Origin of the sequence: Variovorax sp. RCC_210, assembly GCF_041355175.1 — a bacterium.
GTDB lineage: Bacteria > Pseudomonadota > Gammaproteobacteria > Burkholderiales > Burkholderiaceae_C > Variovorax.
Genome location: NZ_JBFUPJ010000012.1, coordinates 30046 through 53697 on the forward strand (window position 1 = coordinate 30046; position 23652 = coordinate 53697).

General features: G+C 70.2%; 24 protein-coding genes. 11 read left to right on the plus strand and 13 right to left on the minus strand.

Translation table 11 applies throughout. The features are described from left to right. The first annotated feature begins 173 nt into the window (after positions 1-173). From AB6807_RS27435 to AB6807_RS27455, 5 genes are all read left to right on the plus strand, one after another. The gene (locus AB6807_RS27435) at positions 174-1925 is read left to right on the plus strand and encodes a hypothetical protein (RefSeq protein ID WP_371087017.1); all 1752 of its coding nucleotides are present in this window, start codon (positions 174-176) and stop codon (positions 1923-1925) included. 159 nt (positions 1926-2084) lie between these two features. Further along, entirely contained in the window at positions 2085-2591 is a 507-nt protein-coding gene (locus tag AB6807_RS27440; protein ID WP_286514327.1) for an RNA polymerase sigma factor, read from the plus strand. Beyond that, positions 2584-3825, plus strand: a complete 1242-nt coding sequence (locus AB6807_RS27445) for a FecR domain-containing protein (protein ID WP_371087018.1) — start codon at positions 2584-2586, stop codon at positions 3823-3825. Before AB6807_RS27440 ends, AB6807_RS27445 begins: the two co-directional genes overlap by 8 nt. A gap of 121 nt (positions 3826-3946) precedes the next feature. After that, positions 3947-6337, plus strand: coding sequence for a ferric-rhodotorulic acid/ferric-coprogen receptor FhuE (fhuE, locus tag AB6807_RS27450; protein WP_371087019.1), 2391 nt, complete (start codon positions 3947-3949; stop codon positions 6335-6337). A gap of 146 nt (positions 6338-6483) precedes the next feature. Continuing rightward, positions 6484-6831, plus strand: coding sequence for a hypothetical protein (locus AB6807_RS27455; RefSeq protein WP_371087020.1), 348 nt, complete (start codon positions 6484-6486; stop codon positions 6829-6831). 40 nt (positions 6832-6871) lie between these two features. Here the strand turns inward: AB6807_RS27455 and AB6807_RS27460 are convergent, their stop codons facing one another. From AB6807_RS27460 to AB6807_RS27485, 6 genes are all read right to left on the minus strand, one after another. Then, positions 6872-7102, minus strand: a complete 231-nt coding sequence (locus AB6807_RS27460) for a hypothetical protein (protein ID WP_371087021.1) — start codon at positions 7100-7102, stop codon at positions 6872-6874. A gap of 152 nt (positions 7103-7254) precedes the next feature. Then, complete coding sequence (locus AB6807_RS27465) at positions 7255-7968, minus strand: Crp/Fnr family transcriptional regulator (RefSeq protein WP_371087022.1); 714 nt, start codon at positions 7966-7968, stop codon at positions 7255-7257. Between the two features lie 75 nt (positions 7969-8043). Then, on the minus strand, positions 8044-8436 hold the full coding sequence (locus tag AB6807_RS27470) for a response regulator transcription factor (RefSeq protein ID WP_371087023.1): 393 nt from the start codon (positions 8434-8436) through the stop codon (positions 8044-8046). Positions 8437-8596: 160 nt separating this feature from the next. Continuing rightward, a complete protein-coding gene (locus AB6807_RS27475) occupies positions 8597-9379 on the minus strand; it encodes a Crp/Fnr family transcriptional regulator (RefSeq protein ID WP_371087024.1) in 783 nt (260 codons plus the stop codon). A gap of 69 nt (positions 9380-9448) precedes the next feature. Next, a complete protein-coding gene (locus AB6807_RS27480; RefSeq protein WP_371087025.1) occupies positions 9449-9721 on the minus strand; it encodes a hypothetical protein in 273 nt (90 codons plus the stop codon). 47 nt (positions 9722-9768) lie between these two features. After that, positions 9769-11205 (minus strand): EAL domain-containing protein, encoded by a 1437-nt coding sequence (locus AB6807_RS27485; protein ID WP_371087026.1) that lies wholly within the window; start codon positions 11203-11205, stop codon positions 9769-9771. A 303-nt stretch (positions 11206-11508) separates the two neighbouring features. Between AB6807_RS27485 and AB6807_RS27490 the strand changes: the two genes are divergently transcribed. Further along, on the plus strand, positions 11509-13119 hold the full coding sequence (locus tag AB6807_RS27490) for an MFS transporter (protein WP_286514300.1): 1611 nt from the start codon (positions 11509-11511) through the stop codon (positions 13117-13119). 25 nt (positions 13120-13144) lie between these two features. On the opposite strand, the gene AB6807_RS27495 is transcribed toward AB6807_RS27490, so the two are convergent. The 5 genes from AB6807_RS27495 to AB6807_RS27515 are packed head-to-tail and all read right to left on the minus strand — an operon-like array spanning position 13145 to position 16590. Continuing rightward, positions 13145-13846: a nitroreductase gene (locus AB6807_RS27495; RefSeq protein ID WP_371087027.1), complete on the minus strand. Its 702-nt coding sequence runs from the start codon at positions 13844-13846 to the stop codon at positions 13145-13147. After that, entirely contained in the window at positions 13843-15171 is a 1329-nt protein-coding gene (locus AB6807_RS27500; protein ID WP_371087028.1) for an NUDIX domain-containing protein, read from the minus strand. The genes AB6807_RS27495 and AB6807_RS27500 overlap by 4 nt, the downstream gene beginning before the upstream one ends. A 27-nt stretch (positions 15172-15198) precedes the next feature. Continuing rightward, a complete protein-coding gene (locus tag AB6807_RS27505) occupies positions 15199-15543 on the minus strand; it encodes a HipA domain-containing protein (RefSeq protein WP_371087179.1) in 345 nt (114 codons plus the stop codon). 6 nt (positions 15544-15549) lie between these two features. Further along, positions 15550-15966, minus strand: coding sequence for a nuclear transport factor 2 family protein (locus tag AB6807_RS27510; RefSeq protein ID WP_371087029.1), 417 nt, complete (start codon positions 15964-15966; stop codon positions 15550-15552). Between the two features lie 18 nt (positions 15967-15984). After that, a complete protein-coding gene (locus AB6807_RS27515; protein WP_371087030.1) occupies positions 15985-16590 on the minus strand; it encodes a VOC family protein in 606 nt (201 codons plus the stop codon). Positions 16591-16710: 120 nt separating this feature from the next. On the opposite strand from AB6807_RS27515, the gene AB6807_RS27520 reads away from it, so the two are divergent. Next, positions 16711-17421, plus strand: a complete 711-nt coding sequence (locus tag AB6807_RS27520; protein ID WP_371087031.1) for a GntR family transcriptional regulator — start codon at positions 16711-16713, stop codon at positions 17419-17421. Positions 17422-17443: 22 nt separating this feature from the next. Here AB6807_RS27520 and AB6807_RS27525 read toward each other — a convergent pair whose 3' ends face one another. Further along, on the minus strand, positions 17444-18415 hold the full coding sequence (locus AB6807_RS27525; protein WP_371087032.1) for a LysR family transcriptional regulator: 972 nt from the start codon (positions 18413-18415) through the stop codon (positions 17444-17446). Between the two features lie 142 nt (positions 18416-18557). Between AB6807_RS27525 and paoA the strand changes: the two genes are divergently transcribed. The 4 genes from paoA (at position 18558) to AB6807_RS27545 (ending at position 22884) form a co-directional block, all read left to right on the plus strand. Continuing rightward, on the plus strand, positions 18558-19250 hold the full coding sequence (gene paoA / locus AB6807_RS27530; RefSeq protein WP_371087033.1) for an aldehyde dehydrogenase iron-sulfur subunit PaoA: 693 nt from the start codon (positions 18558-18560) through the stop codon (positions 19248-19250). After that, entirely contained in the window at positions 19247-20242 is a 996-nt protein-coding gene (locus tag AB6807_RS27535; RefSeq protein WP_371087034.1) for a xanthine dehydrogenase family protein subunit M, read from the plus strand. The genes paoA and AB6807_RS27535 overlap by 4 nt, the downstream gene beginning before the upstream one ends. 3 nt (positions 20243-20245) lie before the next feature. Then, a complete protein-coding gene (gene paoC / locus AB6807_RS27540) occupies positions 20246-22450 on the plus strand; it encodes an aldehyde oxidoreductase molybdenum-binding subunit PaoC (protein WP_371087035.1) in 2205 nt (734 codons plus the stop codon). 173 nt (positions 22451-22623) lie between these two features. Further along, positions 22624-22884 (plus strand): DUF1488 family protein, encoded by a 261-nt coding sequence (locus AB6807_RS27545; RefSeq protein ID WP_371087036.1) that lies wholly within the window; start codon positions 22624-22626, stop codon positions 22882-22884. A 27-nt stretch (positions 22885-22911) separates the two neighbouring features. On the opposite strand, the gene AB6807_RS27550 is transcribed toward AB6807_RS27545, so the two are convergent. After that, positions 22912-23601 (minus strand): Crp/Fnr family transcriptional regulator, encoded by a 690-nt coding sequence (locus AB6807_RS27550; RefSeq protein WP_371087037.1) that lies wholly within the window; start codon positions 23599-23601, stop codon positions 22912-22914. Positions 23602-23652: the final 51 nt, after the last annotated feature.

Here is a 23652-nt window from a genome sequence, read left to right on the forward strand (position 1 = left end):
GAGCCCGTGAAGGTGCGCGGGAGGTGCACAGGAAAACGCGTGGGCGCGATGCGCCGGTTGCGCGCATGCATGCACCGAAAGCAATGCTTGCAGCTTATATGAAACCGGTTTCAGGCTAACCTAGGGATTCCCCTAGGTGGTCTTTTTGTCCTACCCCCTGCCTACACTTCGCCATGCTGAACCCACCCGCGGCCACCATGCCCACAGAGGCAGATTCGCCCCCCATGGGCGCCCCCACCGTGCAGCATTTCAGGCAGGCGCTGCTCTGGCCGCTGCGGCTGATGCCGGCCGACGCAAAGCCCAGGCCCGGCGTGGCGCCGAAGCCGCATGCGCACCACGGCCCCTGGCAGGTGCTGCGCGACATGGGCGATGCCTCGCCCTGGCGCGAGGAGGTCGACGAATACACCGGCGACAGCAGCCGCTTCCACGAGCGGCACTACAACGAGTTCGTGAGCTTCCTGCCGTACGTGCAGCGCTTTCTGTACGGCGAAGGCCGCGCGCGCGGCGGCACCGAGGGCGACGACAGCCACGGTGACGGCAGCGGCAATAGCAACGGCAACGGCGACTCGCCGATGCGCATCTTTCGCCGCCACGACATCGCCGCGGTGCGCGTGGTGGCGCAGCCGGGCGACGTGCCGGTCACGCTGCAGGTCATTCATTGCGACCTGTACTTCTTCTTCGACATCGACGTGGTGCTGCTCAACCTCGAGGTGGGCGCGGACCACCTGGGCCTCGCGCAGGCGCAGGAAATCCTCTACCGCTTCGGCCGCGCCTACCCCGCCGGCTGGGAGCCCGACGGCACCGCCCTGCACTGCATGGCCAGCGTCGAATGGCTGGGCGCCGACGGCAACGTGCTCGCGCGCTCCGACGCGCAGCAGCGCGACGCCTTCCTGCAGCACGTGGCCCAGTACCGCGCGCCGCGCATCTCGTCGCACTGGGCCTTCTTGATGCAGCCGCTGGTGACCGACTACTCCGACGAGCCCGGCGCGCTGCGCTACCGGCAGATCGAGTACTACCGCATGCCCGTCATGGCCTACCTGTCGCTGGACGACCCGCGCCGCCTCACGCGCGACGACTTCGTGCGGCTCGCGCTGGTCACCGGGGCGGGCGCCGCCGACGCGCACCTGCCCTATGCCGACCACCACCTGGCCGACTTCGAGCACAAGTACTGCTACGACCGCTTCTGGGTGAACGCGGGCGCCGCGCCCAACACCCGCTACCTGTGCAACGGCCACGCGCTCGTGGTGGTGGGCGACGCGCGGTCGGAGTTCTTCTGCTGCCGCGACCGCGGCGTGCTCGCGCAGTTTCGCCACCAGCACTTCCTGCTATTTCTCATCGCGCACTTCCAGAAGGCGTCGCTGCTGATGTTTTCCGACCAGCTGGTGGAGGCGCTGAAAAGGCTGGACATCCGCAGCACGCCGAGCGTGAAGCAGTTCAAGCGCGCCATTCGCGCGAGCTTCGAGCGGTTCTTGCGTTTCACGCACCGCTACTGGTTCCACGAGATTTCCGAGCAGGCGCAGGTGCGCGCGCTGTCGCACATGTGCGCCACGCACCTGGGGCTGGACGCGCTGTACGACGAGGTCAAGTCGCGCATCGCCGACATGAACACCTACCTGGACGCCGACAGCCTGCGCCGCCAGGCCAGCACGGTGGTGCGGCTCACGGTGGTGACGCTGTTCGGCCTCATCGGCACCATCACCACCGGCTTCCTGGGCATGAACCTGCTGGCCGAGGCCGACGCGCCGCTGTGGCGCAAGGCGCTGTGGTTCGGCGTGGTGTTCGTGGCCACGACCTGGCTCACGATCTACACCATGGTCAAGTCGCAGCGGCTGTCGGACTTCATCGACGCGCTGTCGAACGACCGGCTGGGCTTGCGCGGAAAGATGGCGGCGCTGGCGCGGGTGTGGCGCTCGGGCGGCGACTAGCGTCGGCGGGCAACAACAGCCCGCATCCGTGGATGAGAGCCTTTCTCATTCGTCAATTTACAATCGTGGATTGCCCGTCACGCACCGCGCTACAGATCCAGCCGCCGCCACATCTCAGCCACCTCGACGGGCGAGGCTTATCTACCGGCTGGGGCAAACGTGGTCGCACGCTATTACGAGGATCTGCTGCGCTTTTGCAGCCACACCACCCGAAACACCGACGCGGCACGCGACGTGGTGCAGGAGACCTACGCGCGTTTCCTGGCCTCGCAGCGCACGCGCGACGGCGAGGTGCTGCAGCCCGGCGCGCTGCTGCGCCAGATTGCGCGCCGCCTGCTGGTGGACCGCCACCGCCGCGCCGTGGTGCGCGCGCACGACAACATCGACGAGCTGCACGAGTTCGACCAGCCCGCGGCGCCCGCGCACCTGCAGCCCGAGGAGATGCTGGCGTCGATGCAGATCGTGCGGGCCTACGTAGCCACCATCGAGGCGCTGCCGCCGCGCTGCCGCGAGGCCTTCGTGCTGCACGTGTTCGACGAGATGCCGCACGCGCAAATTGCGCAGCACATGGGCGTGTCCTACAGCATGGTCGAGAAGCACATCGTGCGCGGCATGGTGGCCTGCAAGCTGTGCGAGCGGCGGCTGTCGGGGGTGTCCGGTGCTTGAGGCTTCCGCCCGGGACAGGGTTCGGTCCGAGGCACAGGCCAAGGTACAGGCCGAGGCGGAAGCCGAGGACGCGCGCGCGTACGAGGAGTTCGCCGACGGGCAGGACCCGCTGGACATCGATGCCGCCACCTGGGTCGCGCGCGGGCGCAACGGCCTCGACGCGCATGGCGAGGCGGAACTGCGCGACTGGCTGGACGCCGACCCGCGCCACCGCGCCGCCTACGACGACATGGACGGCACCTTCGGCCGGCTGCGCGACATGCCGGCCGCGGAGGTGCAGGCGCTGAAGAGCGGGCTGCGCGCGCACGAAGCGCCGGGCGTCTCGGCGCCGACACCTCGGCCCACGCAGCCCATACAGCCTGCACAGCCCGTGCAGCCCGCGCGCCCTGCAAAGGCACCCGCCTCGACCACGCGCCCCGCCTCCCCCGGGCGCCGCGCGTGGATGCGCGACATCGGCCGCTTCTTTCCGCAGGCCGCCACCGCCGCGGTGGCCGTCAGCGTGGTGGGCGGCGGCTGGTTCGGCTGGGACCGCTGGCGGCACCAGCCAACCTTCGAGAAGCACTACGCCACCGCGCGCGGCCAGCAGCTGCGCGCCGAATTGCCCGACGGCAGCGGCATCGCGTTCGACACCGCGACCCAGGCCGATGCGCGCCTGTACCGCGACCGGCGCGAGGTGCACCTGCACGAAGGCCAGGCCATGTTCAGCGTGCACGCCGACCCGGCGCAGCCCTTCCACGTGTTCGCTGGCGGGCTGCGCGTGACGGTGGTCGGCACGCGCTTCTCGGTGCGCCACACCCGCAGCGGCCTGGGCGAAGGCGAGACGCGCGTGGTGGTCGAAGAGGGCCGCGTGCGCGTGGCGCGCCATGCGACGCCGGGCCCGCACGAGCTTGCCGGCGACGCTGGCGATGCCGTCGAGCTCACGGCCGGCAAGAGCGTGGTCGCCGACAGCGACGGCCGCCTGGGCAGCGTGAGCGACGTGCCGCCCGGCAGCGCCGCGCCCTGGCGCGAGGGCCGTGTCAACTTCGACAACACGCCGCTTTCGCAGGCCCTCGCGGAGTTCGAGCGCTACGGCCCCACGGGCTTCGTGGTGCGCGACGCGGCCGTGGCGCGGCTGCGCGTGGGCGGCAGTTTTCAGCTGCAGCACTTCGAGGCGTTCGCGCAGTCGCTGCCCAGGCAGTTGCCGGTGCGCCTGCAACGCCGCGGCAGCATCACGGAGGTGGTGGACGCGCGTTGAAAGAGACACAAGAGAAACACGAAAAAGTTTTCGTGAAGCACGTGAGGACAGCGACAGGGTGGTGCGTCTAGGTAGGTAAGGACCCGATTCTTTACCCGCTGTTTTCTGGAGATTGCACCCCATGCGCAAGCCGCATTTCACCCTCACACCCCTGGCCCTGGCGGGCCTGCTGATCGTCGGCATGCACGGCGCCGCGCACGCGCAGACGGCACCCGTGGTCAGCGTGTCGATCACCGCGCAGCCGCTGGGCCAGGCGCTCAATGAACTGGCGCGCCAGGCCAACCTGCAGCTGAGCTTTCCGGCCGCGCTGGTGGCGGGCCGCGCCGCGCCCGCGGTGTCGGGCCGGCTCTCGGCGCGCCAGGCGCTCGGCCGCCTGCTGGCCGGCAGCGGCCTGGTGGCGCACATCGAGGGCGCCACGGTCACGGTGCAGCCGGCACCCTCTTCCTCCGTTGCCGACGGCGCCACGCTGGCCGCGGTCACGGTGAGCGCCGACGCCGACCGCAGCGGCACCACCGAAGGCACGGGCTCGTACACCACGCGCAACACCTCGGCGGCCACGGGGCTGTCGCTGTCTTTGAAGGAAACGCCGCAGTCCGTCACCGTGGTCACGCAGCAGCGCATCGAAGACCAGCGCATGCAGAACCTGAGCGAGGTGCTGGCGAACACCACCGGCATTTCGTCGAGCCTGAACGACGGCAGCCGCATGACGTATTTTTCGCGCGGCTTCTCGATCACCAACTTCCAGTACGACGGCATTCCCACCGCCGCCACCTCGAACTGGTACGCCGGCGAGACCGAGCTCGACGCCGCCTTGTACGACCGCGTGGAGGTGGTGCGCGGCGCCACCGGCCTGCTCACGGGCGCGGGCAATCCGTCGGCGTCCATCAACCTGGTGCGCAAGCACGCCGACAGCAAGGTGTTCACCGGCGAGGTGTCGCTGGGCGCGGGCTCGTGGGACAACTACCGCGGCTCGGTCGACCTGTCCACGCCCATCACCGCCGACGGCCGCGTGCGCGGGCGCGTGGTGGCGGCCTACCAGGACAAGGCCTCCTACGTGAGCCTGAGCAACGTGAAGAAGCAGGTGTTCTACGCAGTGGTCGACGCCGACCTCACGCCCGCGACCAGGCTGAGCGTCGGCGTCGACTACCAGGACAACGACCCCAAGGGCACGCCGTGGGGCGGCTTTCCGCTGTGGTTCAGCGACGGCAGCCGCACGAACTGGAACCGCTCGGCCACGCCGGGCGCCGACTGGTCGTACTGGGCCAGCCGCACCGAGACCGCCTTCGCCACGCTGGAGCACCGCTTCGACAACGAGTGGAAGGCCAACCTGGGCCTCACCCACAGCAAGCAGTCGCTGGACACCAAACTGCTGTTCCTCATCGGCTGGCCCGACCAGGTCACGGGCCTGGGCATGCGGGCGATCGGCAGCGTCTACCAGGGCTACCGCGAGCAGGACAGCGTGAGCGCGCAACTGAGCGGGCCGCTCGAGCTGCTGGGCCGCAAGCACGAGCTGACCTTCGGCCTGCTGGGCAGCGAGCAGAAGTACAAGTACGACTACCGCCAAGCGCAAGACCTTGCGCCGGTGGTGTTCCTGAACGGCGGCATCGGCGCGTACCCCGAGCCCAGCTGGGGCACGCCGCGCACGCTCGACGAAGGCACCATCAAGCAGCAGGGCCTGTACGGCGCGGGACGTTTTTCGCTGGGCGACGCCACGCACCTGATCGTCGGCGGGCGCTACAGCAACTGGAACAACACCACGCCCGACACCCAGCGCAAGCACAGCAAGTTCACGCCGTACGCGGGCCTCACCCACGACCTGGGCAAGGACACCACGCTGTACGCCAGCTACACCAGCATCTTCAACCCGCAGGACTACCGCGACCGCGGCGGCCGCTACCTCGACCCGGTGGAAGGCAAGAGCTACGAGGTGGGCGTGAAGAACAGCCTGTACGGCGGCAAGGTCAACACGTCGCTCTCGGCGTTCCGCATCCAGCAGGACAACCTCGCGCAGATGGACGGCGACAACCTGGTGCCCGACACGCTCGACCAGGCCTACTACGGCGCCCAGGGCGTGCGCAGCACCGGCTTCGAGATCGATGTGTCGGGTGAACTGGCGCCGGGCTGGAACGTGTTCGGCGGCTTCACGCACTACACCGCCAAGGACGCCTCGCGCGCCGCGGTGGAAACCAACCAGCCGCGCACGCTGCTGCGCCTGTTCAGCACCTACCGCCTCACGGGCGGCTGGAGCAATCTGACGCTGGGCGGCGGCGTCAACTGGCAGAGCAGCAACTTCACCATTGCCAACGGCCCGAACGGCAAGGAGCGCGTGCAGCAGGGCGCGTACGCGCTGGTGAGCCTGATGGCGCGCTACCAGTTCAACCCGCGCCTGTCGCTGCAGGTGAACATCAACAACGCCTTCGACAAGAAGTACTACAGCCAGATCGGCTACTACGGCGCCGGTGCATGGGGCGCGCCGCGCAACGTGATGGCGACGATGAACTACAAGTTCTGAAGCACGAAAACGCGAAGGCGTTTTTCACGCCGCGGTCACGCGCGGTGCGCCTTCGCTGACAGCGAGCGTCGGAACAGCCCCACCCGGTCGCCGTGGCCGAGCCCCTCTATTGAAGTCTTCAACCACTTCAGACAGAGGCCTTGGCCATGAACCGAATCACGACGACATTTCTTGCAAGCTGCATCGCGCTGGGCGCTGCTTCCGCCATGGCGCAAGCAGGCGGGGGCGGCGGCCCGGGCCTGAACAGTCCCGACAGCGCCGCCATGCAGCAGAAGCCCTCGGCCGGCGGAACCGGGCCGACCAACCCGAACGGCATGGCTACCGCGCCCAGCGCGACCCAGGCCAACCCGAACGCGGGCGGCAACCTGTCGGGCAGCACCAAGGCGCAAGGCGGCGCGATGAGTTCGGGCCGCAAGTCGGACGGCAGCGCGAAGAAGGGCATGACCAACAACACACAGGGCACGGGCCAGGCGCAAACGCCAAGCCCGCAATAAGCACGGTGCGCCGCAGGCCTCGCAGGCGCACTTCAGGCGCTCATCCGACCGGCGGCGACCGCGATGCCTGGCGGCCGCGCGCCGCATCGCTCGCCTCGCTCGTTTCCAGCGAGCGCGCAATGTCCACCGCGCGTTCGTTGCGAAGCTGTCGCCTTCCACAGCTCTCGCAGCGATACAGACGCAGCCAGGGCAGCAGGCGCATCCACACGCTGCGATGAATGCGGGTGATGTGCATCGCGCCGCATGAACAAGCCTGGAACAGGTGGGACATGAGTGGCCTGTGTGGATGGGTGGGACAACGAAAGGAGCCGCCTGCTGCATGCAGATGACCATGGATGACCGTGGGGACCATGGCTGACCATGCGTCGCTCATCAGCATCGATTCTTCAGCCCGCCCCCTCCGAATGCACTCCCCGGTTCACGCTATTCGTGGCCCTGTTCATCCACGGATGGCGGCGCGCCGAAGTCCGTGCCCGCGAACTCCTGCGGCACGTGCACGCCCTGCGCGTCGCGCAGCAACACACCGCGCCGCTCCATCTCGCGCATCGTGCGGTTGACGACCTCGCGGGACAGCCCGGCGTAGGAAGCGATGACGCCCTGCGTGACGCGCTTGTCGTACACCTCGTGCCCGGCAGGGGCGATCTGCGTCATCTTGTGCAGCACGCGCCCGACCATTTCCTCGGACGACAGCGACGACACGCGCCGTATCTGCCGGCGCAGCACGTTCATGCGCGAGGCCACGCCTTCGAGCAGGTTCAACGCGATGTCGTGGTGGCGCTCGCACAGCGCCCGCATCGCGACCACGGGCACGAGGTAGAGGGTGCAGGGGAGCACGGCGATCAGGCGGTGCACCGCCTGGTACTGCGGCTCGCTCAGCGAGCCGCCCAGGTAGAAGTCGTGCCGCCGGATGAAGTCGGTGGTAACGCCCGCTTCTTCCTGCGCGCTGTCGCGGCCCTGGACCACCACGCGCACCAGGCCGCTTTCCACGCAATAGAACGAACGCGTCCAGTCGTTCGGTGCCAGGATCGTCTCGTTGCGGGCATAGGAACGCCGCTCGCAAACCCGCCCGATGGCCGAGCGTTCCGCCTGCGACAGGCGGGCAAACAGTGGATGCAGATACACGCCGCGATGGTGCAAGCACGGGCTTCGGAATGCAATCACCCGAATCCGGGATTTCCGGCGCCAGCAACTGGCGCGCCGCCGCCGTCAGGTCTACTCGCAGGCCTCCAGGTCGATCAGCCCCTTCTGCATCGCCTCGCGCACCGCCCGCGCGCGCGACTTGACCGCCAGCTTGCGGTAGATGTTCTTCACGTGCGCATCCACGGTGTGCAGCGAGCGGTGGGTCGCCTCGGCGATCTGGCGGTTGCTGAGGCCCTGCGAAATCATGCGCAGCACATCGAGTTCGCGCCGCGAGAGCGAGTAGCCCGCGGCGCCATCGCTCGTCGGCGCCGCCACGCGCGCCGCGGGCAGGCGCTGGGGCGCGAGCACCGTGCGCCCGCGTTCGACCATGCACCAGGCCACCCGCGTTGCCGCCGCCGAGTCGCCCTCGGCAATCAAGCGCATCAGGTGCACGAGTTCGTGCTGGGCCGTTTCGATGAACAGCACGGCGGCACTTGCACCACTTGCACCGCTTGCACCACCTGCAGGGTTCGGAAGCAATGGCGCAACGCCGGGTGTGGGCCGCGCGGCAACGGGCTTGCTGGGTTCTATGGACATCGGTGCCTTCGGTAGCTGGAATGGAATTCGGGGAACGCGTGACGCGCGGTCAATCGGCTTCGGGCTTTCGCCCCCATGGATCGGCCGGCGCGTGCGAAAAGCCCTGCAGGAAAACCGGGTCGACCTGGTTCGGCTCGACGCTCGCCAGGTTCTTCTCGACGGGCAGGAGGCGGCCGAAGTCGGTGGACGCGAAGTCGGCGGGCACGTGCACGCCTTGGTCGTCGCGCCGCACCAGCCCGCGCTGCTCCATGTCGCGCATGGTCTTGTTGACCACTTCGCGCGACAGCCCCGAATACGAGGCGATCACCGACTGGGAGATGCGCTTGTCGAAGGCCCCCGTGCTCGCCGGCGCGAGCACGGTCAGCTGGTGCAGCACGCGGCTCACCACGTCTTCAGTGGACAACGCCGACATGCGCCGCAACTGGTTGCGCATGACGGCCATTCGCGCGATCGCGAGTTCGAGCAGGCCGATGGCCACTTCGGGGTAGGCGCTGCACAGCGTGCGCAACGCCACGACAGGAATCAGGTGCACCGACGAGGGCAGGGCCGCCACGAGCGTGTGCCTGGCCTGGAAGGCATCCTCGGCGAGGGACGGGCCGATGAAGAACTCGTCCTGCCGGATGAAGTCGGTCGTGACGTCGATGGGCTGGGGCCGCCCGCTGCCGTGCTCGACCACGCGCAGCAGCCCGCTGGCCACGCAGTAGACGCGGTCGCTCCAGCTGCCGGCGGCCAGCACCACTTCGTTGCGCCGGTAGGAGCGCAGCTCGCTGCTGCGAACCAGCGCGACGCGCTCGGCCTGCGACACGTTGGCGAAAAGAGGATTCAGGTACATGGCTGGAGAACCTGCCGGGCCATCGCTCGGGTCGCCACCCGGCTCACGGCACGAGAACGCGCACGCGGCTCATGTGCGCAAGGCCCTCGGCCTGGACGGTGCGCGCGCGGAGCGCGTGCGGACGTCGCCGGCGCCGTCGCCGTCGCCCTCATCGCCCCCGTCACCTTCGCCCTCCCTTTCGCCGGTCTCGTGCAACTGCGACAGCGTCGCCTCCGAGGTGCGCAGCGCGGCTTCGAGCACCGCGTACTGCACCGATTCGGCGGGGTTGCGCCTGCGCCCGTCCACCCGTGGCCGGTCGAAGGTGCCCAGCAGTTCCTGCACCGAGCGTTGCAACTGCGTCAAGTCCCTGCTCAGCCGTGCGAGGCGCAGTTCGAAGTCGGGCGCAAGTCTCACAGGCACCCCGCCAGGGGATGCGCGGCAACAGGCGCCGCCAACGCAACCGTCGCCATGTCGGCGCCGCGCACGCCATAGCCTTGCAGCCACCGCGCGCCCACGTGCGAGGCGATGTGCATGTCTTCCTCGCGCTCGATGCCGTCGACCACGACCTGCGCCGCGACATGCGCGCACAGCGACAGCATGCCGCGCAGGCACTCCACGCCGAAGGCGCCGTCGCGCGCGCGCCGCAGCAGCGATGCGTCCAGCTTCACGATGTCGGGCCCGCAGGACTGCAGCGCGGCCAGGTTGTCGTTGCCGCCGCCGATGTCGCGCACGGCGATGCGGCAACCGCGCAGCTGCATCTGCACGCAGAAGTCGCGCGCGGCCTCCAGGTCGTCCAGCATGGCGCTGCCGGTGATCTCTATCACCAGCCGCGAGGCCAGCTCGGGCTCCTCGTCGAGCGCCGCGCACAGCGACGCCCACCAATGGTCGAGCTTGACGCTCTGCGCACAGATGGCCACGCCGACCGCCCCACGGGCCTGCGCCTCAGGCTGCCGCCGCAGCTCCGCCAGGGCCTGGCGCATCGCGATGCGATCGAACGCGCGGGCCAAGCCCAGGCGCTGCAGGCAGGGCAGGAACACCTCCTGCGCGAGCAGCGCCGGCTCGCTGCGGCTCGGCGCGAGGCGCACGCGGCCCGCGTGATAGAGCGTGCCCGGGCTGCCGCCCGCGTTGCTGCCCGCGCTGGCGCCCGTGTGCATCACCGGCTGCCACGCGAAGGACAGCGCCTCGGTGCGCAACGCCTCGCTCACGCGCACGGCAACGTCCATGTCGGCGCGGTAGCGCTGGCACCAGCCGTCGGCCCGGTTCTCGCGCGAGTCCGGGAACGGCTGCGCCGTCCACAGCGCCAGCTCGATCTCCGAGGTGCCGAGCTGCCCGGGCGCGCGCACCTCGATCCAGTCGGCATGCAGCTGCACCATCGCGACCATGCCCTTCGCGCGCACCGGCTCGGCGCCGAGCACGGCGAGCAGCGTCTCGATGGGGCGGCTCATGCTGCGCACGTCGTGCGGCAGCTCGCGGATGTCGCGCGCGCCGCACACGAAGGCGTCGTTGGCCCACAGCAGGAAGCAGTCGTCGCGCAGGCGGGCCATGTCGGTGGCGGCGGTGCGCAGAAAGTGGGTGCACAGCCGGCGCTGCACCTCAAGGCTGGCGGCCGACGCGAAGTCTTGCCCGTAGGCCTGCGCGAGGTGCGGAAGGTTCGAGATGAAGACGTAGGCACAGGCCCTCGGGGGCAGGGTGTGTGGCATGGCGTGCGGCACGGTGCGCAACGCGCTCGCGATGCCGGGCGCAACGGGCTGCGCGGCGCGCGGGCTTCGCTCGGCGTGCTCGCCCTGCGCGCGGCTTCCCGCTGCGGCGCGCAAGGCCCACGGCGTGTGTGGTGAGAGGGCGACCATCCGATGCTCCTTCAATGAATCTCGTCGATGAACTCCTGCAAGGAGTGGTACGTCGTTTCACTCCCGCGCCGGTGAAGCCGGGGGAAACCATGAGGCGTTCCGGATGCTACGGATTGCACTGGTCGTTGGCAGCCACTTTCGCGGGCTAACTGTGTGCGGCATCACACTTGCGATGCACTGCGGGTGAACGTGGCGGCGGAGGTGACGGTGAACATGGCGACAAATGCAACGCCCTCGCCCGCCGCGAGCACGAATGGGGCTGCGCCGATATGATTTGGTCGCCCCGCCGACGGACCCCCGCGCTTGAACCACAACACCCCCGCAGCCACAGCCCACGCCCCTTCTCTCTGGGCGCCGCTCGCGCACCGGCCGTTTCGCGGCCTGTGGACCGCCGGCAGCCTGTTCTTCGTGGGCAACGCCATGCAGAACATGGCGGCCTCGTGGCTGATGATCGAGCTCACGGCCTCGTCCTTTCTCGCGGCGCTGGTGCAGACGGCCTCCTTCCTGCCGATGTTCCTGCTGTCGCTGCCCGCCGGCGTGCTGGCCGACACCACCGACCGCCGCAAGCTGATGCTGCGCATCCAGGGCGTGTACGCGCTGGCGGCGCTGGTGCTCACGGGGCTGGCGCTGGCCGGCTGGGTGGGGCCGGGCACGCTGCTGTTCTTCACCTTTCTCCTGGGCGTGTGCACCGCGCTGCAGTCGCCCTCGTGGAACTCGGCCGTCAGCGACACGGTGGAACGCACGCAGCTGCCCTTGGCCATCACGCTGGTGTCGATGGCCTTCAACGGCGCGCGCGCGGTGGGGCCGGCGCTGGCCGGGCTGGTGTTCGCGTTGACCGGCGCGAGCGCGGTGTTCGCGATGGCCGTGCTCTCGGCCATCGGCATGAGCTACGCCACGCACCGCTGGCCGCCGCGCCCGCCCCTTGCCACCAAGTTGCCGGCCGAGCGGCTGTGGGGCGGCATGCTGAGTGCGCTGCGCTACGCGCGGCATTCGCCGGCCATCTTCGCGCAGCTGGTGCGCACCGCGGGCTTCAGCGGGCTGGGCTCGGCGCTGTGGGCGCTGCTGCCGGTCATCGCGTCGCAGCGGCTGGACCTGGGCGCCGCGGGCTACGGGTTGCTGATGGCCTGCCTGGGCACGGGCGCGGTGTCGGCCGGCTTCTTCGTCGGGCGCATCCGCTCGCGCTTCGGGCTCGACACGCTGGCGGCGTCCTGCTGCCTCATCTTCGCCAGCGCCATGCTGGTGGGTGCGCTGTCGACCTGGCGCCCGCTGGTGTACCTGAGCTTCGTGCTCGGCGGCGCGGCGTGGATGACGATGATGTCGACCTTCAACGCCGCCACGCAGACCAGCGCCCCGCCATGGGTGCGGGCGCGCGCCGCCTCGCTGCACACGCTGTGTTCGCTGGGCGCCTTCGCGCTGGGCTCGGCGCTGTGGGGCGCGGTGGCCAGCCTGCTCGGCCTGCCCGCGGCGCTGTGCCTGTCGGCGGCGTTCATGGTGGCCAGCGTGGGGCTGGCGCGGCCGTACCCCTTGCGCATGGGCGCCGACGACGAGGTGACGCTGGCCGCGCACAGCGACGAGCTGCTGCTGGCGACCGAGCCCGAGTTCGAGGCCGGCCCCGTGGCGGTCGAGGTGGTCTATTGCATCCGCGAGGCCGATGCGCGCCGCTTCCTGGACACGGTGCAGCAGCTGGCCGTGCCGCGCCGGCGCGACGGCGCCACCTTCTGGCGCGTGTACCGCGACCTGGGCGACCCGAGCCGCTATGTGGAGCGCTTCATCGTCACTTCATGGGCCGACTACCTGCGCCAGCGCTCGCGCGCCACGGTGGCGAGCAACGAGCTGGAAGCGCATGTGCGCACCTTCCAGGAGCCCGGCGTGGCCGTGGTCACGCGGCACTACCTGGCGGAACGCAGCCCCTGAACGACCGCTGGCGTGGTCGACCGGTTCAGTCGACCCAGCGGCTCGCCTCGCCAAGGGTGGCGCGCATGGTGCGGAACCTGTTCGCGGGATGCGCCGGGTCTTCGTAGCCGAAGGAAATGCCGCACACCACCTGGCGGTCTTCGGGAACATCGAACCAGCGATGCAAGAACTTCGCGCGCGAAGCGACCGCGGCCTGCGCGATGCTCGCGACGCCTCGCGCCCGCGCGGCCAGCATGAAGTTGCTGACGTAAGCGCCGCAGTCGAGCACGCCGTAGGTGCCCAGCACCGCCTCGGTGGTGACCAGCGCCATGTGCGGCGCGCCGAAGAAGCTGAAGTTCAGCTCTGCCTGCCGCGCCGAGGCCTCGCGGTCGCCGTGCGCGATGCCCACGCTGTCGTACAGCTGAAAGCCGCATTCGCGGCGGCGCTCGCGGTACACGCCGCGGTACTCGGCGGGTGGCGCGATGTCGAAGGACGCGTCGGCCGATGCCTCGGGCGCGGCCATGGCCTGGCGCAGGCGCTCGGTGGCGGCCGCGCTGGTCACCGCGATCTGCCACGGCTGCGAGTTGCACCACGACGCGGTGCGCTGCGCGGCCCGCAGGATGGCGTCGATCACCTCGCGCGGCACGGGCTCGGCAAGGTAGCCGCGGCAGCTGTAGCGGGCGTCGAGCACGGCGTCGAAAGCCGTGGCTTGCGAAGCGTCAGCGTTGTCTTGGGTGTTGGCGTTCATGCGGTCTTCAGCAGGGGTTGCATGGGTTCGGCGAGCGTGCGCAGGAAGCCCTGCGCGGGTGCGATCCAGTCGATGGGCTGCTGCAGACGGGCGATGTCCGTTTGCGCGGCGTTGCCGCTGAACAGCGTGCGCTCTTCTTCGAGCAAGAAGCAGCGCTCGCCAGCGACGTCCACCGGCTGCAATGAAAGGCCGCCGAGGTCGATCGCCTCGCTCGTGGCTTGCGCAGAAGCGGCCGGGCCGGTGGCCAGCGTCCAGCGGATTTCACCGGGCGCCGCTGCGCGCACGGCGGCCGAAGCGGCAGCGTCGGCCGGCGGATCGATCAGCGCCCATTCGTTGCGCTCGCCGCCGCCCACCAGGTAGCTGTTGCGCCCGGCCTGCGCGCCGGTGTTCACGCGCACCACATGCGCAGACAGCCGCACCACCAGCCCGTCTTCGAGCGTGTGGTGCCCCTGGCCGTGCCCCTCGGGGTCGAGCCGGCCGATTTCCTCATAGGCCGCTTCCCACGGGTTGACCGGCTGGCGGCCGGTGGGGCCGTTCGCCACGCGCGGCATGATCATCGGCACCGCGCGCAGCGCCTGCGCATGATCGATGCAGGCCTGCGCCGTGGCGAAGCACTGCAGCTGCTCGAGGATGCGGCGCGTCACGTTCATGAGCTTGAGCGCGCGCTGCGCGCTCAGTGCCTCGGCGGGCGTGAGCCACAGGCATTCGACCGTCTCGCGCGTGTCGGCGCTGGGCGTCTGCGCCGGGGGCGCGAGCGCCACGAAAAAGCGCGTGTCGAAACGCCGCGGCATGCCGGGCGGCGTGAGCCAGTGGCTGAAGTAGCGCAGCCGGTCGACCGCCAGCCGCCAGCCCCGGTCGTGGCACATGTGCAGCAGCGCGTCGGAGCCCAGCTCGGCGGCATGGCGCATGGCGGCGCGCTCGTCGTGCGGCAGTGCATCGAGCCCCACCAGCCGGCCTGCGTCGTCGCAGGCGAACAGCAGCCCGGCCTCCTCGAAGCATTCGCGCACCGCGGCCACGTAGTAGTCGAGCCCGTTCGCGGGCACCGCCAGCCGCAGGCTCGCGGCCGCGTCGTCGAGGCCGCTGCAGGCCGCGTGCATGGCGGGGTCGTGCGCGTCGACCGTGCCGCCGGGGAACACGCTGGCGCCGCTGTTCTGGTCGGCTTCCTTCTCGGCGCGGCGCAGCATCAGCACCTCGAGCCCGGCCGCACCGTCGCGCAGCACGATGAGCGAGGCGGCCGTGCGGATCGGCCGTGTACCTGATGCGCTGGGTGCGGCGGGTGCGCCTTTTGCCGCGGGCGCCGCGGACGCGTTCGTGCCTGGGTTCATCGGGACATTCATCTGTGGTGGATTCGTTCAAAGGTTAGCGGGTCGCTTGCCGGACGGCGTCCCGGGCGGGACACCCCCGGCCGGGCCTCGTTCTCCGCGCGCACCACGCACCGAACTCGGGGCGCGCGCGCCCGAAGGCGGCCAGCGCGGCCGAGGCAGCCTCCAGCCCTGCCGCGATGCGCTGCGGTCGGGCGCGTAGACCTTGGTCGTGACCATGTCGAACATGGGCGCAAGCCGCACGTCGGACAGCTCCGCGTAGACCAGCCCGAAGTTCTTCAGGTGCGCGTCGGTGTTGCCGGCCGCCATGGAGAACAGGTGCGCGGCAATAACTTTTGCCGAGCTGAATTTATTGAATTCGATAAATATTTGCAGCCTTCTTCAGCCGCGAATCGCCATCCGTATCCGCCGGGAAAGAATCTTCCACCCGCCCGCCGTGCGCAGGAACCGATCGTGGTACTCCACCACCGACGGCGGCCCCGACAGCTGCGCACCCCCCGCGGCATCGCCCGTGCCCTGGAAGAACAGCACGTAGCAGACCCCGCTCGCCTGGTCTGGCGCATCGAAGCTCACGCGAATGTTCGAGCACACATGCCGCGTGGTGACGTTCTCCGGCCGCGCCGCCAGAAAGCGCGCGATCTCCTCGCGGCCGGCCGACACGGTGCCCATGCGGTCCAGCGCCGCGTCTTCGGTGAACAGGTCCAGCACCTGCGCGTAGCGCCGCGCGTCGAGGTGGTTGGCAAAGTCGACGCACAGGCGCGCGCACGCGGCCTCGTCTTCGAGCAGGGTTGCCGTCATTGCTCCGCCTGACATCGGTCAGCCCGCCATCGAGCCGCGCACATCGGCCACCGGCAGGTGCGTGGTGCGCAGCAGCAGCGCGGCCTCGCTCTCTCCGGCGTCCAGCCGGGCGCGCATCTCGTCGGGGTCGAACTCCACACCGATGGGGTTGGCCTCGAAGTTCGGGCCGTACATGAAGGCGTTGGCCTCTTCGTTGGAGGTGTAGCTGTCGGTCTGGAACTCCATCTGGTTGCCGTCGGGGTCGGCGTAGTACATCGACACGGTGATGCCGTGGTGCACGCACCAGTAGGGCAGCACGCCCTTGGCCTTGAGCTCGGCGTGCTTGCCGAGCAGCTCGCGCAGCGAGCCGAAACCGTAGGCCACGTGGTCCACGCCCGGCTGGCCGCGCGGGGCGGCGGCGTCCGACGGGCCCTTGAGCAGCCCCAGGTTGAGCAGCGCCACGCGGTGGTGCTCGTCGTCGTAGGTGACGAAGGCGATCACCGGGTTCTGGTACTGCACCTTGCCGCAGAACACCGACAGGTACCACGCCAGCATCTGCTCGAAGCGGTAGGTGCGGTAGACGATGTGCGCGAACGTGGTGGGGCGGATGCCAGTGCCGGTATCGGTGCCAGTGACGATGCTCATGGGAAATACCTCTTTATCGATAAAAGTCGATTTGTTCGCCTGAATCTTCTTTTTATCGATAATATTTGGCGACTCCGCCACGCTTGCTCGGTACAAACCCGCCCGAACCGCACATTGCCCATGAGCCTGAACCCGCCGCCGCCCACCGACGACCTGCAGGGCGCGACGCGCGCGAGCATGGTGTTCGAGCGATTGCGCGAAGACATCCTCGAAGGCCGACTGGCGCCGGGCGAAAAGCTGCGCATCGAAGCGCTGGAAACCCGCTACGAGGTGGGCGCGAGCCCCATCCGCGAGGCGCTCAACCGGCTCATTTCGGTGCGGCTGGTCGAGCAGTTCGAGCGCCGCGGCTTCCGGGTGGCGGCGCTGTCGCGCGACGACCTGCTCGACCTGGTGCGCGCGCGCCGGCTGCTCAACGAGGTGGTGGTGCGCGAGTCGCTGGTGCATGGCGACCAGGCCTGGGAAGACGAGCTGGTGCTCAGCTACCACCGCATGTGGCGCTGCCCCATGACGCTGGCCGAAGGCCAGACGAACCGCGAATGGGAGGTGCTGCACCGCCGCTTTCATGCGGCGCTGATCGCGGCGTGCCCGTCGAAATGGCTCACCGACTTTCATGAGCTGCTGTTCGACGCCTCCGACCGCTACCGCCGCCTGAACGTGCGCGAGCGCGACCTGGCGCACACGCGCACGGAGCACCGCGAGATCATGGAAGCCGCCGTGAGCCGCGACGCGCCGCTGGCCGTGCAGCGGCTGAACGACTCCATCGACACGCTGCTGTCGCACGCGGACAGCTTCGCGCCGCTCTCGCCCCTGAACTCAGTCTCTTCGCCCTGACGTCGCCTGGCGCCCCCGCCGCTCAGCCCCGCGCGTGCGCCGCGCGGCCCTCGGCCTCGGCCGAAGCCAGTTCCTGCGCGGTGAGCCGGTAGGCCGGGTTGTCGGTCAGCCGCTCGATCGCCAGGTCGATGAAGGCCCGGGCGCGCGCGGGCTGCGCGGCGCGGCTCCCGTAATAGATGAACACGCCCGAGCGGTCGGCCACGTGCGCCGTGAGCAGCGGCACCAGCCGGCCCGTGCGGATGTGCGCCGCCGCAATCACGCTGGTCAGCGAGCCGATGGCCTGGCCCGCGAGCACCGCCTCGGTTTCCAGCGACTCGTCGTTCAGGCACAGCGCGGGCACGATCGGCTGCTCGACCACCTCGTCGCCCACCTTCACGTACCAGGGCAGCAGCTTGCCCGTGGCCGGATGGCGAAAGGCGCTGCAGCGGTGCGAGGCCAGCGCATCGAGGCTGTGCGGCGCGCCGTGGCGCAGCAGGTACGAAGGCGCCGCGCACAGCACCAGCTGCAGCCCGAACAGCCGGCGCGCGATGACGCCCTCGGCCGGCGAAGGCCCCACGCGAAAACCTACGTCGACGCGGTCTTCCACCCAGTTGCCGATGCGGTCGTCCAGCTGCACGTCGGGCTGCACCTCGGGGTAGAGGCGGCAGAACTCGTCGAGCAGCGGCCCCAGCAGGGGCGCGAAGGTGGAGCGCGGGCCCACGATGCGCAGCGGCCCGGCAATGCCGTCGGTGGCGCGGCGCGCCATGTGCAGCGCGCGCTGCAGGCCCACCAGCGCCGGCTGCGCGGCCTCCAGAAACTGCCGCCCCTCGTCGGTGAGCGACAGGCTGCGCGTGGTGCGGTGGAACAGGCGCACGCCCAGGTGGTGCTCCAGCTGCGCCAGCGCCTGGCTGGCGGCCTGCGGCGTCATGCCCTGCGCGGCGGCCGCCTGCCGCAGGCTGCCGAGCTCGGCGGTCTTGGCGAAGGTGGCGATGGAACGCAGTTCATTGATGGGCATGCGGCCTCCAGTGTGACGGCCGATTATCAAGAGCAGCTTTCGAGTGCTTCAAGGGTATGGCGTCTATCTTTGCCTGGCGATGCCGGCCTACAGTGGCCGCAAGGCCCAAGGGCTACACACGGCAGCAAGGAGCGATACGCCAATGGACCCCCACGATGAACTGACCCTGTCCCTTTCCCGGCGCGAGCTGCTGCTGGCGGGCGCCGCAGGCGCTGCGGCCACCGCCGCCACCAGCCAGGCCGCGAGCGCCGCGCAGTCGCCGGCAGCGGCAGCGGCTGCGACAACAGCTTCCGCGCCCATGAAGACCACGCTGCAGGTCAACGGCAAGGCTTACACCCTGTCGCTGGACACGCGCACCACCCTGCTCGACGCGCTGCGCGAGCACCTGCACCTCACCGGCACCAAGAAGGGCTGCGACCATGGCCAGTGCGGCGCCTGCACGGTGGTGCTCGACGGCCGCCGCATCAACTCGTGCCTCACCCTGGCCGTGATGCACGACGGTGCGAAGGTGACCACCATCGAGGGCCTGGGCACGCCGCGCGCGCTGCACCCGATGCAGGCCGCCTTCGTCAAGCACGACGGCTACCAGTGCGGCTACTGCACGCCGGGGCAGATCTGTTCGGCCGTGTCGGTGCTCGACGAGATCCGCGAGGGCATTCCCAGCCACGCCAGCGCCGACCTCATGGCCCGGCCGCTGCTGACGGCCGAGGAACTGCGCGAGCGCATGAGCGGCAACATCTGTCGATGCGGGGCGTACAGCAACATCGTCGACGCCATCACCGAGGTGGCGACGGCCACGCCGACGCCGCCTTCCGCGGCAGGGAGGCAGGCATGAAATCGTTCACCTACGAGCGGGCGTCTTCGCCCGCGCACGCCGTGCTGCAGGCCACCAAGGTGCCGGGCGCGCGCTTCATCGCCGGCGGCACCAACCTGCTGGACCTGATGAAGCTGGAAATCGAAACGCCCGCCCACCTCATCGACGTGAACGGCCTGGGCTTCGACAAGATCGAGCCCACGCCCGAAGGCGGCCTGCGCATCGGCGCGCTGGTGCGCAACACCGACCTGGCCGCCGACATGCGCGTGCGGCGCGACTACGGGCTGCTGTCGCGTGCGCTGCTGGCCGGCGCCTCGGGCCAGCTGCGCAACAAGGCGACCACCGCGGGCAACCTGCTGCAGCGCACGCGCTGCCCCTATTTCTACGACCCCCAGCAGGCCTGCAACAAGCGCCAGCCCGGCAGCGGCTGCGCGGCCATCGGCGGCTACACGCGCATGCATGCCGTGGTGGGCAGCAGCGACGCCTGCATTGCCACGCACCCCAGCGACATGGCCGTGGCCATGCGCGCGCTCGACGCCACGGTGGAAACCGTGCGGGCCAACGGCGCGCGGCGCACCATTGCCATCGCCGACTTCCATCGCCTGCCGGGCAACACGCCGCAGGTGGAAACGGCGCTGGCGCCCGGCGAGCTGATCACCGCGGTGCGCCTGCCCGCGCCGGTGGGCGGCACGCACATCTACCAGAAGGTGCGCGACCGCGCCTCCTACGCTTTCGCGCTGGTGTCGGTCGGCGCCATCGTGCAGCGCGACGGCAGCGCACGCGTGGCGGTGGGCGGCGTGGCGCACAGGCCGTGGCGCGTGGAGGCCGCCGAGGCCGAGATGCCGCGCGGCGCCAAGGCCGTGGCCGCCGCGCTGTTCGCGGGCGCCACGCCCACGCCGCAGAACGCCTTCAAGATCCCGCTGGTCGAGCGCACGCTGGACGCCGTGCTCATGCAGGCCCGCCAGGCCGGGCAGGCCAACCCCACCGGCCCCAACAGCCCCACCAGGAGTTGAGCGATGAAGTTCGACACCCCCGCCATCACCAACCCCATCGACCAGCTGAAGATCGTCGGCCACCCGGTCGACCGCATCGACGGCCCGCTGAAAACGACCGGCACCGCGCCCTACGCCTACGAGCGCCACGACGTGGCGGCGAACCAGGCCTACGGCTACATCGTGGGCGCGGGCATCTCCAAGGGCCGCATTCTTTCGTTCGACCTGGGCCGCGCGCAGGCCGCGCCGGGCGTGCTGGCCATCGTCACGCACGAGAACGCCGGCAAGCTCGGCAAGGGCAAGCTCAACGCCGCAAAGCTGCTGGGCGGCCCCACGGTCGACCATTACCACCAGGCCGTGGCGCTGGTGGTGGCCGAGACTTTCGAGCAGGCGCGCGCCGCCGCGCAGCTGGTGCAGGTGAACTACGCGCGCACCGACGGCGCCTTCGACCTCGCGCAGGCCAGGGAATCGACCGAGCGGCGCACCGCCAACCGCGACAACACCGTGGGCGACTTCGCCGGCGCCTTCGCCAAGGCCGAGGTGCGGCTGGACCAGACCTACACCACGCCCGACCACTCGCATTCGATGATGGAGCCGCACGCCACCATCGCCGCGTGGAACGGCGACCGGCTCAGCGTATGGACGTCGAACCAGATGATCGACTGGACCACCGGCGACCTGGCCACCACGCTCGGCATGCCCAAGGACAAGGTGCACCTGATGTCGCCCTACATCGGCGGCGGCTTCGGCGGCAAGCTGTTCCTGCGCGCCGACACGCTGCTGGCCGCGCTGGGCGCGCGCGCCGCGCGCCGGCCGGTGAAGGTGGCCATGCAGCGCCCGCTGATCGCCAACAACACCACGCACCGGCCCGCGACCATCCAGCGCATTCGCATCGGCGCCACGGCGCAGGGAAAGATCACCGCCATCGGCCACGAGAGCTGGTCGGGCAACCTGCCCGACGGCAAGCCCGAGAACGCCGTGCAGCAGACGCGCCTGCTCTACGCCGGCGAGCACCGCCTGACCGGCACGCGCCTCGCGCACCTCGACCTGCCCGAAGGCAACGCCATGCGCGCGCCGGGCGAGGCGCCGGGGCTCATGGCGCTGGAAGTGGCCATGGACGAACTCGCGGAGCGCGTGGGGCTGGACCCCATCGCGCTGCGCGTGCTGAACGACACGCAGGTCGACCCGGCCAACGCGGCGCGGCCCTTCTCGCAGCGCCGGCTGGTCGAGTGCATGCGCACCGGCGCCGAGCGCTTCGGCTGGAGCCAGCGCAGCGCGCGGCCCGGGCTGGTGCGCGACGGGCGCTGGCTGGTGGGCATGGGCATGGCGGCGGCGTTTCGCAACAACCAGGTCACGAAGTCGGGCGCGCGCGTGGCGCTCGACCGGCGCGGCGTGGTCACGGTGGAAACCGACATGACCGACATCGGCACCGGCAGCTACACCATCATTGCGCAGACCGCCGCCGAGATGATGGGCCTGCCGCTGGAGCGCGTGGTGGTGCGGCTGGGCGACTCGCAGTTTCCGGCGTCGTCCGGCTCGGGTGGGCAATGGGGCGCCAACTGCTCCACGGCCGGCGTGTACGCGGCCTGCATCAAGCTGCGCGAGGCCATCGCGCAGCGCGCGGGGCTGGACGCGGCGAGCGCTGAATTCTCGGACGGCATGGTGCGCGCGGGCGGGCGCAGCGTTCCCCTGGCGGGGCTGCCCGGGCTGGCCGGTCAGGAGCGCATCGTGGCCGAGGACGCCATCGAGTTCGGCGACCTCGACAAGCGCTACCAGCAGTCGACCTTCGGCGCGCACTTCGTCGAAGTGGGCGTGGACGCGTACACCGCCGAGATCCGCGTGCGGCGCATGCTGGCCGTGTGCGCCTCGGGGCGCATCCTGAACCCGAAGTCGGCGCGCAGCCAGGTGATCGGCGCGATGACCATGGGCGTGGGCGCCGCGCTGATGGAAGAGCTGGCGGTGGACGCGCGCCTGGGCTTCTTCGTGAACCACGACCTGGCCGGCTACGAGGTGCCGGTGCATGCCGACATTCCGCACCAGGAGGTGATCTTCATGGACGAGACCGACCCCATCTCCTCGCCCATGAAGGCCAAGGGCGTGGGCGAGCTGGGCATCTGCGGCGTGGGCGCGGCGGTGGCCAATGCGATCTACAACGCCACGGGCGTGCGGGTGCGCGACTACCCGGTCACGCTGGACAAGCTCATCACGCGGATGCCGGACGCGGCCTGAACTGGCGGGTGGCGCCTTGGAGCGCTACCGCACAGACGCGGGGGCGCGCACCTGCCACAGTGGGCGGCGGCGCGGAGCGTGCGGAACACGCCAAACGCGCAGAAAACACGGTTCCGCCGGCCTGTTGCCGACGCCCGCACGCCACACCCGCCCCCCCCAGAAAGATGCCCACCATGCCCGACGCCCCCTACTTTCACGACGCTTCCGGCACGGTCCGCTTCTGGGTGCCGGTCGAGGACGGCAACGCGGTGAGCGCGAGCATCGGCAGGGAGGCGCTGCGCTACCACTTCCGCACCGCGGAAGGCGCCGATTCGCTGGCCACCTTCGGCCTGCACGTGCAGGAGATCGAGGCCGCCGTGCGGCGCCGGCTGGCGCAGGGCGCGGCCGAGCCGGTGATGCTGCGCGAGCACGACATGCGCGGCGCGGCGGGCTGAACCGGCCCTGCGCACAGGCTGGCCTGGCTAGCCTTGGCCGATCAGGTCCGAATAGCTGCGCCGGTTGGCCCGGTAGCAGTCGCAGGCCGCGTTCTCCAGCCCCTGGCGGTCGGTGATGGTGATGACGCCGCGGCGGTAGTCGATGAGGCTGCGCGTGTGCAGCGCCATCGCCGCGTGGGTGATGCCGACCCGGCGCACGCCCAGCATGCGGCCCAGCGCCTCGTGCGTGAGCGCCAGTTGCGCCGAATGCGCGCAGTCTTGCGTGGTGAGCAGCCAGCGCGCCAGGCGCTGCTCGATCTGGTGGAAGCGATGGCACAGGCCCGAGCGCGCGAACTCGGCCAGCAGCACGCACACGTAGCGGTGCAGCACGCGCCGCAATGCGGCGCTCTCCGCCAGCTCCTGTTCGAACGACTGCGCCGACAGCCGCCACGCCAGGCCCGCGCCCTGCACCAGCGTGCGCAGCGGCGCGTGCTGCGCGTTCAGCGACAGCTCGTAGCCCAGCGCCCCTTCGTTGCCCACCATGCCGGCCTGCAGGCCGTCGTGCCCGTCCGCGGTGGACACCAGCGACACGAAGGCGGTGGTCGGGAAGTGAACGTGCGCGATGACGTCGCCGGGCTCGTACAGCACCTGCGCGGCCGCGAGCGGCACCCGTTCGCAGCGCGCGAGCAGGCGCGCGCGGTCTTCGGGCGGCAGGGCCTCGAGCAGGTGGTTGGGCACGGAGGCGGCCTGCTGCGAGGCAGGGAGAGATCGCGAAGCCGAAGGTGAAGG